This is a genomic window from uncultured Dialister sp. (assembly GCF_900538805.1).
Classification (GTDB): Bacteria; Bacillota; Negativicutes; order Veillonellales; family Dialisteraceae; genus Dialister.
On record NZ_UPZP01000003.1, the window covers coordinates 38,144 to 52,937 of the forward strand.

At 51.5% G+C, this 14,794-nt stretch carries 13 protein-coding genes; 8 read left to right on the top strand and 5 right to left on the bottom strand.

Going from position 1 to position 14,794, the window contains the following annotated elements; genetic code table 11:
* Positions 1-93: 93 nt before the first annotated feature.
* Complete coding sequence (locus tag QZQ29_RS00750; protein WP_296958523.1) at positions 94-648, bottom strand: TIGR00730 family Rossman fold protein; 555 nt, start codon at positions 646-648, stop codon at positions 94-96.
* A 308-nt stretch (positions 649-956) separates the two neighbouring features.
* Between QZQ29_RS00750 and QZQ29_RS00755 the strand changes: the two genes are divergently transcribed.
* From QZQ29_RS00755 to QZQ29_RS00780, 6 genes are all read left to right on the top strand, one after another.
* Positions 957-1,208: a ribosomal L7Ae/L30e/S12e/Gadd45 family protein gene (locus tag QZQ29_RS00755; RefSeq protein WP_296958525.1), complete on the top strand. Its 252-nt coding sequence runs from the start codon at positions 957-959 to the stop codon at positions 1,206-1,208.
* A 67-nt stretch (positions 1,209-1,275) separates the two neighbouring features.
* Positions 1,276-1,650, top strand: coding sequence for a 30S ribosomal protein S12 (gene rpsL / locus QZQ29_RS00760; protein WP_008860286.1), 375 nt, complete (start codon positions 1,276-1,278; stop codon positions 1,648-1,650).
* A gap of 58 nt (positions 1,651-1,708) precedes the next feature.
* Positions 1,709-2,179 carry a 30S ribosomal protein S7 gene (gene rpsG, locus QZQ29_RS00765; RefSeq protein ID WP_008860287.1) on the top strand — a complete coding sequence of 157 codons (471 nt, stop codon included), beginning with the start codon at positions 1,709-1,711 and terminating at the stop codon, positions 2,177-2,179.
* Between the two features lie 21 nt (positions 2,180-2,200).
* A complete protein-coding gene (gene fusA, locus QZQ29_RS00770) occupies positions 2,201-4,279 on the top strand; it encodes an elongation factor G (protein ID WP_296958527.1) in 2,079 nt (692 codons plus the stop codon).
* A gap of 19 nt (positions 4,280-4,298) precedes the next feature.
* Entirely contained in the window at positions 4,299-5,486 is a 1,188-nt protein-coding gene (gene tuf, locus QZQ29_RS00775) for an elongation factor Tu (protein ID WP_296958529.1), read from the top strand.
* A gap of 436 nt (positions 5,487-5,922) precedes the next feature.
* Complete coding sequence (locus QZQ29_RS00780) at positions 5,923-7,347, top strand: radical SAM protein (protein WP_296958531.1); 1,425 nt, start codon at positions 5,923-5,925, stop codon at positions 7,345-7,347.
* Positions 7,348-7,560: 213 nt separating this feature from the next.
* Here the strand turns inward: QZQ29_RS00780 and QZQ29_RS00785 are convergent, their stop codons facing one another.
* Together QZQ29_RS00785 and rarD are read right to left on the bottom strand one after the other, a co-directional pair.
* Entirely contained in the window at positions 7,561-8,121 is a 561-nt protein-coding gene (locus QZQ29_RS00785) for an NAD(P)H-dependent oxidoreductase (RefSeq protein WP_296958533.1), read from the bottom strand.
* Between the two features lie 299 nt (positions 8,122-8,420).
* Positions 8,421-9,320: an EamA family transporter RarD gene (rarD, locus tag QZQ29_RS00790; protein ID WP_296958535.1), complete on the bottom strand. Its 900-nt coding sequence runs from the start codon at positions 9,318-9,320 to the stop codon at positions 8,421-8,423.
* Positions 9,321-9,530: 210 nt separating this feature from the next.
* On the opposite strand from rarD, the gene QZQ29_RS00795 reads away from it, so the two are divergent.
* Positions 9,531-11,003, top strand: coding sequence for a hypothetical protein (locus QZQ29_RS00795; protein WP_296958537.1), 1,473 nt, complete (start codon positions 9,531-9,533; stop codon positions 11,001-11,003).
* 571 nt (positions 11,004-11,574) lie between these two features.
* Positions 11,575-12,153, top strand: a complete 579-nt coding sequence (locus QZQ29_RS00800; RefSeq protein WP_296958538.1) for a VWA domain-containing protein — start codon at positions 11,575-11,577, stop codon at positions 12,151-12,153.
* A gap of 529 nt (positions 12,154-12,682) precedes the next feature.
* Here the strand turns inward: QZQ29_RS00800 and QZQ29_RS00805 are convergent.
* Together QZQ29_RS00805 and upp are read right to left on the bottom strand one after the other, a co-directional pair.
* Positions 12,683-13,741: a macro domain-containing protein gene (locus QZQ29_RS00805; RefSeq protein WP_296958540.1), complete on the bottom strand. Its 1,059-nt coding sequence runs from the start codon at positions 13,739-13,741 to the stop codon at positions 12,683-12,685.
* A 70-nt stretch (positions 13,742-13,811) separates the two neighbouring features.
* Positions 13,812-14,435 carry a uracil phosphoribosyltransferase gene (gene upp / locus QZQ29_RS00810; protein WP_296958542.1) on the bottom strand — a complete coding sequence of 208 codons (624 nt, stop codon included), beginning with the start codon at positions 14,433-14,435 and terminating at the stop codon, positions 13,812-13,814.
* Positions 14,436-14,794: the final 359 nt, after the last annotated feature.

Consider the following 14,794-nt stretch of genomic DNA (forward strand, 5'->3'; position numbering starts at 1 on the left):
GGAAATAACCGAAGAGCGGGGATACAAAAAGGATTGCAAAGAAATGTAAATCACTTCTTTGCAATCCCTTATATACATATATAAAATTAATCATCAACCCTTGAGCACTTCCATGATTTCAGTAAGGGCTCGGCAGAAATGGATGGAAGCAAGGTCTTCCTTTTCGATGAAGCCAAGGGTGAGCCAGTTTTTGAAAAGGAATTTCAGGGGGTCGTATATGCCATCTATGTTGGCAATGACGATGGGCGGTCGGTCCTGCGGAGCTTTGTAGATGCGGTAGTGGCTGAAGGTGTCGGAAAGTTCTTCCAATGTGCCTATGCCTCCGGGAAGGACAATGAAGGCATCGCCGGCTTCTATCATTTTCTGCTTCCTTGTAATCATGTCCGGCACTTCCAAAAGCTCCGTAATGCCCCGGTGGGCCTGTTCCTTTTCAATGAACACCTGGGGGATGATGCCGGTGACTCTGCCGCCTGCGGCCATGGCAGCATCGGCGGCAAGGCCCATGAGGCCTACGGTGCCGCCGCCGTAAATCATATGGAAGCCCCCTTTCCCCAGGGCTTCGCCCAGCCTTCCGGCCAGGGAGGCAAAGGCTGGATTGTTTCCGAAATGGGAACCGCAGTAGACCACGATGTTTGTATATTTGGACATAGTTTTTCCTTCTTTTTACGATAACGATATGGAATGGTGCTGTTTTTATTGTATCATAGACATGGGGGGAGGCTTGCTGCTTGTTTCTTGTCGTTACCATTCTATCATCTATCATCTATCTTCTATCAGCTAGCTTCTATCGTCTCGAACGGGGGATTTTGAATCAAATGACACGCCAGGAACCGTGGTAAAAAAGTTATGCATAAATACGGAGAAAAAAGGCAATAAAAAGTTTGACATGGAAGGCTTGTAATGATATAATTCCAATGTTGCGTGGATTTAGTGTGCTGCAAATCAGGTGAGAATGAATGACACTGGAAGAATTGAAATCCGGCACATTTGTGGTCGGAATGAAAGAAACTGAGCGGGCTATTGAGAAGCAGGAAGCGGCATGTGTATTTATTGCTTCTGACTGCGATGAAAGAATTTCAAATCCCCTCATGGAAGCCTGCCAGTCGTCAGGAATTCCTGTGGAACAGGGATTCACTAAAAAAGAGATAGGCCGTGCCTGCGGTATCAAAGTGAAGGCCGCATCCGCCGCTCTTCTTAAATCCCGGTAATATCTTTCGGGGCTATGCCCTGGAGGATCAATTATAAATTTACTCTTGAAGAAAGGAGGTGCCCATATTGCCGACAATTAATCAGCTGGTTCGTAAAGGCCGCCAGACTCTGGCTACCAAAGCGAAGACCCCGGCTCTGAAACAGTCCCCACAGAAACGTGGTGTCTGCACCAGAGTTTACACAGCTACCCCGAAGAAGCCGAACTCTGCTCTTCGTAAAGTAGCCCGTGTACGCCTGACCAACGGAATCGAAGTTTCTGCTTACATTCCTGGTGAAGGCCATAACCTGCAGGAACACTCCGTCGTCCTCATCAGAGGCGGCCGTGTTAAGGATCTTCCAGGCGTTCGTTACCACATTATCCGCGGCGCACTCGATACCGTAGGTGTATCCGGTCGTCAGCAGGGCCGTTCCAAATACGGCGCTAAGCGCGAAAAGAAATAATTGATTTACCATTTCACTAATGTGACTAACAAAGAACGTTTTAAGGAGGAAATTAACAATGCCGAGAAAAGGTGCTGTTCCGAAACGTGACGTGCTGCCGGATCCCGTGTATGGAAACAAGACAGTAACCCGTTTCATCAACAAGGTTATGCTGGATGGCAAAAAGGGTGTCGCTGAAAAAATCGTTTATGGCGCATTTGACATCTGCCACAGCAAGCTCAACAAAGAACCAATCGAAATTTTCGAACAGGCTCTCAATAATGTTATGCCGGTTCTGGAAGTTCGTGCCCGCCGTGTAGGCGGCGCCAACTACCAGGTGCCGGTTGAAGTCAGGGCAGACCGCCGTCTGACTCTGGGTATCCGCTGGATGGTCAACTATGCCCGCCAGCGCAGCGAACGTACCATGGAAGAACGTCTTGCAGGAGAACTCATGGACGCTTTCAACAATACGGGCGCAGCAGTAAAGAAGAAAGAAGATACTCATAAAATGGCTGAAGCCAACAAGGCTTTTGCTCATTACCGCTGGTAATTTTAATAAGGAGAAACAATCGTGGGCAGAGAATTTCCGCTTGAAAAAACAAGAAACATCGGCATCATGGCACACATTGATGCAGGTAAGACAACAACCACGGAACGAATCCTGTATTATACCGGTGTAAACCACAAGATCGGCGAAGTTCATGATGGCGCAGCTACCATGGACTGGATGGCTCAGGAACAGGAACGCGGTATTACCATTACATCTGCTGCTACCACCTGCCACTGGAAAGGCTATCGTGTCAACATCATCGACACCCCAGGGCACGTAGACTTCACTGTAGAAGTTGAACGTTCCCTGCGCGTACTCGACGGTTCCGTAGCTGTATTCAGTGCTAAGGATGGCGTTCAGACCCAGTCTGAAACCGTTTGGAGACAGGCAGACCACTACCATGTTCCCCGTATCGCATTCATCAACAAGATGGATACAGTCGGTGCAGATTTCCTGCATGCAGTAAAGACCATCGACACCCGTCTTCATGCCAAGGCTGTTGCTATGCAGCTCCCCATCGGCGCCCAGGATACCTTCAAAGGCATCATTGACCTGCTGACAAGAGAAGCTGAAATCTACGACAGCGATGACGGCAAAGAATATCATAAGGAACCTGTTTCCGATGATATGAAAGACATGGTAGAAGAATACCGTGAAAAGATTATCGAAGCTGCCTGTGACGGCGACGATGAACTGGCTGAAAAGTACCTGGAAGGCGAAGAAATTTCCATCGATGAAATCAAAGCTTCCATCCGTAAGCAGGTACTGGCATGCCAGCTCTTCCCCGTATTCTGCGGCTCCGCATACAAAAACAAAGGTATCCAGATGCTTCTGGATGCTGTCATTGATTACCTCCCGTCCCCGCTGGATATTCCTCCGGTAAAGGGCACATCCCTGGACGGCGAAGAAGAAGAACGCCCGGTATCCGACAGCGCTCCGCTGGCAGCCCTGGCATTCAAGATCATGGCAGATCCATTCGTTGGCAAACTGGCATACTTCCGCGTATATTCCGGCGAAATGCACCAGGGCACCTACGTTCTCAACTCCACAAAGGACAAGAAAGAACGTGTTGGCCGTATCCTTCTGATGCATGCTAACCACCGTAAGGAAATCGATGTAGCTTACACCGGCGACATTGCCGCTGCAGTAGGCTTCAAGGATGTTACCACCGGCGATACACTCTGCGACCCGGACAACCCGATCATCCTTGAAAAGATGGAATTCCCGGATCCCGTTATTTCCGTTGCTGTTGAACCGAAGACCAAAGCTGACCAGGAAAAGATGGGCAATGCCCTCCAGAGACTGGCAGAAGAAGATCCGACCTTCAGAGTACACACAGACCCGGAAACTAACCAGACTATCATTTCCGGTATGGGCGAACTCCATCTGGACATCATCGTCGACCGTATGCGTCGTGAATTCAACGTAGACTGCACCGTAGGCAAACCTCAGGTTGCTTACCGTGAAACCATCCGTAAATCTGTCGAATCCGAAGGCAAATTCATTCGTCAGACCGGCGGTCATGGTCAGTACGGCCACTGCTGGCTCCGTCTTGAACCGATGGAAGCAGGCAAGGGCTTTGAATTCGCAAATGAAGTCGTTGGCGGCGTCATTCCTAAGGAATTCATCAACCCGATTCAGGCCGGCGTCGAAGCTGCTATGCAGGACGGCGTTGTAGCCGGATATCCGATGGTTGATATCAAGGTTACTGTATACGACGGTTCCTATCATGATGTCGACTCCTCCGAAATGGCCTTCAAAGTTGCAGGTTCCATGGCATTCAAAGACGGTGCCAAGAAAGCGGATCCTGTCCTCCTCGAACCATACATGAGCGTAGAAGTCGATGTTCCGGAAGATTACATGGGCGACGTTATCGGCGGTCTCAACTCCCGCCGTGGACGCATTGAAGGCATGGAAACAGAAAACGGCGAATCCAGAATCAAAGGCTTCGTTCCGCTGTCTGAAATGTTCGGTTATGCAACCGCTCTCCGCAGCTCCACCCAGGGCCGTGGTACCTTCACCATGACATTCGACCACTATGAAGAAGTTCCGAAGGCTATTTCCCAGAAGATTACGGAAGAAAGACTCGGAAATAAATAATTTTTAAGGAGAAACCAAAATGGCAAAAGCTCATTACGAAAGAACAAAGCCGCATGTTAACATCGGCACCATTGGCCACGTCGATCACGGCAAAACAACCCTGACCGCTGCTATCACCAAAGTACTGGCTGAAGAAGGCAAAGCAAACTTCCTCGACTATGCTTCCATCGATAAAGCACCGGAAGAAAGAGCTCGTGGCATCACAATCAACACCTCCACCGTTGAATATGAAACCGAAAAACGTCACTATGCACACGTTGACTGCCCAGGGCACGCTGACTATGTAAAGAACATGATTACCGGTGCAGCTCAGATGGACGGCGCTATCCTCGTAGTATCCGCAGCTGACGGCCCCATGCCCCAGACCCGTGAACACATCCTCCTGGCTAAACAGGTAGGCGTTCCGGCTATCGTAGTATTCCTGAACAAAGCTGACCAGGTCGATGATCCCGAACTGATCGACCTCGTTGAAATGGAAATCAGAGATCTCCTCTCCTCCTACGACTATCCGGGCGATGATGTGCCGATTATCGTTGGCTCCGCTCTCGGCGCTCTCAACGGCAACAAGGAAGATGAACAGAAGATTCGCGACCTCATGAAGGCTGTTGACGAATACATCCCGACTCCTCAGCGCGATACCGATAAACCGTTCCTGATGCCTGTCGAAGACGTATTCACCATCACCGGCCGCGGCACCGTTGCTACCGGCAGAGTAGAACGCGGCACCGTTAAAGTTGGCGACGCAGCTGAAATCGTCGGCCTCCAGGATAAACCGACCGAAACCGTTGTAACCGGCGTAGAAATGTTCAGAAAGACTCTGGACCAGGCTATGGCAGGCGACAACATCGGCACCCTGCTCCGCGGCATTGACCGTAAGGACATCGTTCGCGGCCAGGTTCTTGCTAAACCGGGCACCGTTCATCCGCACACCGAATTCACCGCCCAGGTATATGTACTGACCAAAGATGAAGGCGGCCGTCATACCCCGTTCTTCAACGGCTATCGTCCACAGTTCTTCTTCAGAACCACCGACGTAACCGGCGACATCACCCTGCCGGAAGGCACCGAAATGTGCATGCCTGGCGATAATGTCGAAATGACCGTTAAGCTCATCACCCCGATCGCTATGGAAGAAGGCCAGCGTTTCGCTATCCGCGAAGGCGGTCGTACCGTTGGCGCAGGCGTTGTAGCTAAGATTACAAAATAATCTCCGCCAATAAAAAAGAGCTCCTGAAAAGGGGCTCTTTTTTGTGCCCTGAAAAGGAAAAGAAATAGCAAACCCTGCCATCTTTTTATAGGCAGTTATTATAAAATTCTATACCCCGATTTTCTATTTAACCATGATTTTATATCATCTGCCTAAACTATAAAAGTCATAAGAAGAGGAATCGGATGGAAATAATTGAGAATAATTCCCTTTGACTGTCAATGATATTGAGAACGATTGACATGATTTCATAGCAGGAGGACAAAAACTAAAACATTTCATTAATAAAGTATTGTGGTTTCATTATGAATTAAACGGATGTATAATTATTACAGGAAAGGGAGAAAAAGAAGTGAGAACGGCGATGGATACATGCCGGAAGCGGCAGGAACCTGTATTTCCATGAATTCAGTATTTCACAAAGAAGGTAATAACGATGAAACTGACACATGCTGTTCAAAAAGAAGCGGTAAGCAGACTGGTAGACCACATTATTTCCATCAAAGACGAAGAAGAGCGAAGAAAGTCCCTCATCCGTCTGTCCTACATGATTGAAAAAGTGTATGGCGGTATGTTTGAACGGTCCACCTTTGAAAAGGTGCGCTGGCTTCTCTGCAACAACCATAAATGGTGGAAATACCTGAACCGCGCCCTGGACACCCTGAATCCCCACATCATCAAGACCGCTGTCATGGACCTGGGATTTGAAGCGGCTTTTTATGGAAATAAGAAACGCTGGGAAAACAGGGAGAAATACGGCATCAATATTCCCTGGGTCATCCTTTTTGATCCCACCAGCGCATGCAACTGCCACTGCATAGGCTGCTGGGCTGCCGAATACGGACATACGCTGAACCTTTCCTACGATGATATGAATAAAATCGTCACCCAGGGAAAGGCGCTGGGCATCCATTTCTACATGATGACCGGCGGCGAACCGCTGGTACGGAAGGCGGACATCCTGAAACTCTGCCATGAGCATCCGGACTGCGAATTCCACGCCTTCACAAACGGCACCCTTATTGATGAAGACTTCTGTAAAGAAGTATGTAAGGCAGGAAACCTGTCCTTCTCCATTTCCATCGAAGGCTGGCGGGAAGTGAACGACAGCCGCCGGGGCAGAGGTCACTTCGACAAGGTCATGCACGCCATGGACCTGCTCCATAAGTACGGTATCGTCTACGGCACATCCATCTGCTACACAAGGAAGAACCTGGAAACCGTCACATCCGATGATTTCATCGACATGCTCATTTCCAAAGGCGCCTGGTACACCTGGTACTTCCACTACATGCCTGTAGGCAAAGGCGCATCCCTGGACCTCCTGCCCACCAGGGAGCAGCGGGCCTACATGGTGAAGAGAGTACGGGAAATCCGTGAACTGGAAACGGGCAAGCCCTTCATGGCCATCGATTTCCAGAACGACGGCCAGTACATCGGCGGCTGCATCGCCGGCGGCAGGAACTACTGCCATATCAACCCCAACGGCGATGTGGAACCCTGCGTATTCATCCATTACTCCAGCGCCAATATCAAGAAAGACGACCTGCTCACCTGCCTCTCCCAGCCGCTCTTCAAAGAATACGCCAAAGGACAGCCCTTCAACAGTAACCATCTCCGTCCCTGCCCCATGCTGGAAAATCCGCCGGCCCTGGCAGAAATGGTCAAACGCTGCGGCGCCAAATCCACGGACCTTCTGGCTCCCGAATCGGCAGACGAACTCTGCGCCAAATGTATGCCCTATGCGAAACAGTGGGCGCCTATGGCAGACAAACTGTGGGAATCGGTGAAGGCGAAAAAAGTGATAGAAACTCATCGCTCCCCTGCATCCCTGCATGAAGCAGAATCCAAAGGAGCATGAACAAAAAAGGCTGTGAAAAATGATTGACATTTTTCACAGCCTCATTTTGTTACTCCTGAATTTTCTTGAAAATCTTCCAAATGACTGTATGCCGCCGCATTGGATAAAAATACATATGAAATTCGATTCTGCGAATTAATCAGTGCTTCCCTAGGACGGGATATCTCCTGCAGTCATGCGGCTTGTACTATATTTCAGGGATTCGATACGGTCCTATTTCGAAAGCGCTTTCAGCCTTTCTACCAGCTTTTCTCCATGGGCCTCACAGTCTTTAATCACCCGGTCCTTCACAAATTCCGGACTCACGCCGGGAATGTAGGCACAGCCATTGGTATAAATGGGTTCCTCATACTCCATGCCGCAGAGCGCTGCAATCTGCTGGAAATTAAAGAGGAAATCCTCCATCACATGGCCATTGGGGCCGCCTGCCCTGTAAGCGCTGGCCGGAGAACCGGTGGTAAAGGAAATCTGGAACTTCTTGCCCTTCAGCGCCGTTCCTGCCGTGCCGTAGGCGAACCCATGGGCAAATACATCCTCCACCCAATGCTTCATGAGGGCCGGATAGGAATACCAGAAAATGGGGAACTGGAAAACGATGACATCCGCATCCTTCAAAAGAGCCTGGTCCTTCTCCACCTGAGGCTCCCAGCCCTCCTCATCCAAACGAAGCAGGGTGAAATCGGGCCCCTTTTCCTTCAAAGTCTCAAGGATCGTCCGATTGGCCAGGGATTGGGCAAGACGGGGATGACCGGACACAACAAGAATCTTAGACATAAGCAAGACCTCCTTCAATGAACACGATTTGAAGCTGTCTATATTGTAGCATATATCCGCTATCTGTGGTCCGCTGTCGGCTGCTGGCTTCCCAATGGGCACCGTCATTCTATGCTGATTTTCGGTGTTCCTCAGGGCTATCGCCCAGCTCCTTTCTGGGGGAGGAGCCTGCGTAACGTACTTACCTTCCCGCCCCCAGCCGTCATTCTGAGCCGAAGGCGAAGAATCTCGGCACGCGCCGATAGTGACTCCGACTAGCCCACTAGCCTACTAGCCCACTAGTCCACTGTCCCACTGTCTCACTTTCCCGCCATATACCTCTGTTCCCTGAAGTCGGAAATAGTGAAAAGCACCAGGGAAATCCAGATGGTGGAGAATCCTGCGAGCTGCACCGTGGTGAAAGGTTCGTGGTAGAGGAAGATGCCCAGGAGGAGGGAGAGGCTGGGGGAGAGGTACTGGCAGAAGCCCAGCACGTTTAAGGGGAGGTTGTTGGCTCCGGTGGAAAAGAGAACCAGCGGGATGGCGGTGACGATGCCGGCGCCGATGAAGAGCCAGTTCATAGCGGCGTTTCCCATAAGGAAATGGCCTTCTCCGGAAAGATACAGGCTGCCGGCATACCACAGGGCCAGGGGCATTACCAGAAGGGTTTCCAGGGTGATGCTGACGAAGGGATTGATGTGGAGCTTTTTCTTGGCAGCGCCGTAGAGGGCGAAGGTGAAGGCCAGGCTCACTGACACCAGGGGAAGACGCCCCAGTTCTACAGACATGCCGATGATACCTATCAGGGCAATGATGATGGAAAGCCACTTCAGCTTTGACAGCCGCTCATGGAAAAGGAGGACACCCAGGAAGACATTCACCAGGGGATTGATGTAGTATCCGAAGCTGGAGTCCACGATATGGTCATGGGTGACGGCCCAGATGAAAATGCACCAGTTGGCGGTGATGAGGAAGGAGGCGGCAATCATGAGGGCTCCCCTCAAACGATGGGAAATCAGGTCCTTCACGGTATCCCGGAAAATGCCACCCATACGGAAGAGGGCGAGAAGGATAATCATAAATAGAAGAGACCAGATAATGCGGTGGGCCAGGATTTCATAGGCGCTGGCGCTTTCCAGCAGTTTCCAGTACAGCGGGAGGATGCCCCAGAGACAGTAACAGACAAGAGCAGCCAGAAGGCCTTTCTTTCGATTTTGCAATATAATCAACCTTTCATCTAAGTTTTTCTATGCAATAGTATACCACCATGGCAGTTCTTCGAAAAGTTTGAATACATGCAGACTGCCTATTCAATCATTTTAAAGAAATGGAAAAAGGTTTGGAAAAAACGGGCATAACTGCATGCAGCCGTCGGTGTGCTATAATAGAAACAACCCATAGTTAGTTACTTAAAATAAGGAGGAATCTCCATGGAATATACAAAAACAGCAGCCCTTGCCTGTGCTCTTCTCCTCTGCGCCGGCTCCGTGCAGGCGGCGGATAAAAAACAGGAAAATGTACTGTCCCAGCGGTTTTCCGATGCCATGACCTGGAACCTCCAGAACCGTCCGGAAGATATTACCATTACCAAAGTGGCGGTTCCGGCGGATCATTCTTCCCAAGGGCAGCCTTCCGGAGAAAACCTGCCCCCCAAGCCGGCAGGGGAAGGACCGATGAACCCGCCGCCCGACGGCTTCAATCCTCCGGACCACATCACCCAGGGCACCGCTGCTAGGAATGTGACGGAAAGCGGCACACTGGAGGACCAGGTCTTCGGCTCCACCGGCAGCGATGAAAACGCCCTCCGCATTACCGGCGCCGCCGTTACCCTGAGAAATGTGGAAATCATGAAACAGGAAGGAAACTCCTCCAGCACCGAAGGCGGCGATTTCTACGGCATGAATGCCGCCCTTCTGGCCACCGACGGCGCCCAGGTGATCATAGAAGACTCTTCCGTCCACAGCTCCGCTCCCAACGGCAACGGCCTTTTCAGCTACGGCAAGGGCACGAAGATTTCCGCAAAGAACGTGACCATTACCACAGAAAGCCATAACTCCGGCGGCCTCCAGACCACCGGCGGCGCTGAGACTGAAGCAGAGAACGTCACCGTTTCCACCGCCGGCAATTCCTCCGCCGCCATCCGCTCCGACCGGGGCGGCGGCACCGTTTCGGTCAAAGGCGGCACATTCCGCACCGTCGGCTATGGCTCCCCCGCCATTTACTCCACCGCCCGGATTTCCGTTACCGGCGCAGCCCTCTCTGCATTCCGCTCCGAAGGGGCCGTCATCGAAGGGAAGAACAGCATTGATTTGAAGGACTGCAGCCTTGAAGGAAATATGGCGGACACCCGCGTCATGGGCAGTGAGACCATCAAGGAAGAAAACGTGCACACCGTCATGATTTACCAGTCCATGAGCGGCGATGCGGAAGAAGGCACCTCCTCCTTCTCCATGGAAGGCGGCAGCCTCCTCTCCCATAAAGGCGACATTTTCTACGTCACCAACACGGCCTGCACCATCGGCCTGTCCAATGTGAAAATCAAAAACGAAGACCCCGCCGGCGCCTTCCTCTGCGTCTCCGGAAACAGCGCCTCCCGTGGCTGGGGCAGGGCAGGAGCCAATGGAGGAAAAGCAGTGTTCACTGCAGAGAACCAGAAAATGGAAGGAAATATACTGGTGGACTCCATCTCCCACCTCACCATGACCCTTGGCAAAAACACCGACTGGAAAGGCGCCCTCCTGCAGATAGAAAACGATAAGGGAGCGTCCAAAGACGCAGGCGTGGACCTCACCATCGAAAAAGGAGCCACCTGGAACCTCACCGCCGACTCCACCGTCACCACCCTTCACAACAATGGAAAAATCGTGACCAATGGACACACATTGACAGTATTGAAGAAATAATTGGGGAGAGGTTATGCTATTGATTCATGACGGATGGGAAAACATTAGCAACCAGTTTCCTGTCATAATGATACGCTATCGTTTCATGTCGTATAGGAAACCCTTCGCCAACAGTTTCCTGTGGCAATGATACGCCATCGTTTCACGTCGAGTAGGAAACCATACGCAAACAGTTTCCTGCTGATATGAATCCCATCGTCACCACGTCGCCCTGTCATTTCGAGGGTCGGAAGCAGAGTCGAGAAATCCCCGGTCGAATTGTGCCCTGTGGCAATGATACGCTACTGCCTCATGCCGTATAGGAAACCCTTCGCCAACAGTTTCCTGTTGCGATGGTACGGAATCGTTTCATTTCGGATGGGAAACTATTCGCCAACAGTTTCCTGTTACGATGATATGCCATCGTTTCACGTCGAATAGGAAACTTTCGCCCCATGCCGGACAGGCCCCATCATCTTTCAAGGCACCGGTAAATGTCGCTTTCCAGGCGACCACCGGTGCCTTTTTTCCTGCTATCATAATTTCAGAGATACCAATATTTCAGAAAGGACTGAGAATTATGAAGCAGGAAATGACAGAACTGGTATGCATTATTGACAGGAGCGGCTCCATGTCGGGATTTGAATCGGACACCATCGGCAGTTTCAACGGCATGATTGAAAAGCAGAAGAAGCTTCCCGGCACCTGTTATCTGACCGTCGTTCTTTTCAACCAGACCATGGATATGGTCTACGACCGGGAAGATATCAGCCATGTGCCGCCGATGACAATGAAGGACTATGTGGCAGGCGGATGCACCGCCATGCTGGATGCCGTGGGGCTCAGTATCCGGAGAATGGAAAAGCTCCTTTCCCACAAACCGAAGGATGCCCGCCCGGACCATGTGGTTTTCTTCATCACCACCGACGGCTATGAAAACGCAAGTACCCGCTTCAGCTGGAAGGATATCCATAGGCTCATCAGCAAAGGAAAGGAAATGGGCTGGACCTTCATCTTCTCCGGTGCCGACATTGACGTGAAAGAAACGGCAGACCGCATGGGCATTGATGAAGACCGCGCCTACGCCTTCCAGCGCACCCCGGCGGGCATTGCCAAAAACATGGTCATTGTGGACGAGTGCCTGGAAGCCATACGGAAAGGGATGAAATAGGTCAGTGGAAGCAGTTTCCTGTGGCGGTGATACGCAGCAGTCTAATGTCGGTTGGGAAACCCTTCGCTCATAGTTTTCTGTCGCAATGGTACGCCATCGTTTCATGTCGGATAGGAAACCCTTCGAGAACAGTTTCCTGCCGCGGTGAAGCACCACCGTCTCATGCCGGACAGGAAACCTTTCGCAAACAGTTTCCTGCTGCTATGATGGACGGTGCTTTTCTGCTCCCTGTCATTTCGAGCGGGGCTGCATGTCGATATGAAGGGAAAGGTACATGAGCTCTATTGAAACTCTGAGTCGAGAAATCTCCCGCCACCATGGGGCTTGTCCCACTCGGGAGTGAGATTTCTCCACTTCACTTCGCTGCAGTCGAAATGACAATGAGGCGGAGAGAGACCTTGTGTCAATTCGTCCCTGGCAGCTGGGGCCAGCGGCGAAATGAAGTATATGCTTATGCTTCATGCCGTATAGGAAATTTCATAAAAAAGGACTGTGAAAAAATGGGAATCATCTTTTCACAGTCCTTTTGTTATAACGCACTTCCCAGCTGGGGCTGGTGGAAGTGGAAAAGGGCCTCATTGATTTCATAAATATCCGGTTTTCCCCGCTGCAGGTAGAAAAGGACGATGAGGTCTCCCGTGAGGCTTCTTGATAGGGTGTAGCCCGCCTTTTCCAGAAGATTTTCCGTTTCCTCCACCGAAAGGTCCATGGAAACAGCCAGGGCAAGGATGGTATTTTTCCGGGGCTTGTAGTTTTCATTTGACCTGATTTTGGAGAAAAGCTTTCTGTCCAGATTGGCACCCTTGTAGACCTCAGGATCCGTGAGCCCCTTCTCATCAATCATACGGAGAAGGGCATGGGAAAAGGACTCTTCGGGACGAAGAAATTCATCGGGAATGGGCTCGGACGCAGGGAGGGGCAGGTCATGGACAGGTGCTTTGCTGCGCCCTTTTTTCCGGCGGCGAGTCCTATGCGCCGGCGCTTCATCGTGAAGTGCATCCATGCATAGGACATCCCGCTCAACGGCCGGCGCTTTGGAAGGGACAGAAATTCCGGATGATGGCTCCATGTCCTCATGGGATTTCAGGAAATAGGACAGCCTGCTGTAGACCATATCCTTTCGGGCCCTTTCCTTCAGGATGACCAGATACACCGTCATGTCGTGGGTTTCCAGAAAGCTGAGGATGGCATCCAATGCCACCTGCTCCGCTTCCTCCACGGGATAGCCGTAAATGCCGGAGGAAATCAGGGGGAAAGCGATGGATGCAAGGTGCATTTTTTCCGCCAGCAGGAGACTGTTTCGATAACAGGATGCCAGAAGCTCCCGCTCTTCCTTTTTTCCGTGATAAATGGGGCCTGCCGTGTGAATGACATACCGGGCAGGCAGGGCAAATCCCGGCGTTGCCACCGCATCGCCGGTGTCGATGGGTCCCAGGCCTTGAAGGGCCTTCTCCATCTCCTCAGCGCCGGCCGCTTTGAAAATGGCGCCGCACACCCCGCCGCCCCTTCGAAGCTCCCGATTCCCTGCATTCACGATGGCATCGGTTTTCATGGTGGTAATATCATCCCGTGAAATGAAAAAAGGCATGCATATCCCTCCTTCTGCAAAAACAGGGGTGAAAAAAGCCCGGCACGCCGGGCTTTCTCATGATACAGATTTACTTCGTTCCGAAAATGCGGTCCCCTGCGTCGCCAAGACCGGGGAGAATGTACTTGTGTTCATTCAGCTGGCGGTCCAGGGATGCGGTGAAAATGGGCACATCAGGATGCGCTTCGTTTACCACTTCCACCCCTTCCGGAGCAGCTACCAGGCACATGAACTTAATATTCTTCACGCCCCGGGCCTTCATCATGTCGATGGCAGCCACGGCACTTCCGCCGGTGGCCAGCATGGGATCCACCAGGATGAAATCGCGGTTTTCTACATCCGGCAGCTTGCAGTAGTATTCCACGGGCTTTGCGGTTTTCGGGTCCCTGTAGAGACCGATGACACCTACACGGGCAGAAGGCATGAGATCCAGAAGACCGTCCACCATGCCGAAACCGGCGCGGAGAATGGGGACAATACCCACCTTCTTGCCAGCTACCCTCTTGCCCCGGGCCTTTTCCAGGGGCGTTTCGATTTCCACATCTTCCAGAGGCAGATCCCTGGTGAGTTCATAGCCCATGAGAAGAGTGATTTCCTTCAAAAGACGGCGGAACTCCCCGGAACTGGTGTCCTTGGAACGCATAATGGTGAGCTTGTGCTGAATCAGCGGATGATCGATAATATGAATCTGCATAATGGCCTCCCTCAATGAAATACAAATCAACGAATTTACCGTTCCTATTTTAACACAAATAGGGGAAGGGCGCAGGGGAAAATGGGGACAGCCGTTTCACGGCTGAGGGTTCTAAAGTTTGACAGCGGCTTCGCCGCTGAGGGGGTGGTGGGCGCCTTTATGGACACGCCCTGCGGGCGTGAGGGTTCAAAAGGTGCAAAAGGTTCAGAAGGTTCAAAGGGTGAAGGTAGGCGGCTGCGCCGCAAGTTTCTATAAAACCTTTACAACCGCCCTGGCGGGCGAAGGAAAACAGGCAAACCGCCCTGTGGGCGATAAAATGCACCCCTTTTCGTGCTGAAGCACCACCTTTCTCCTAAAGG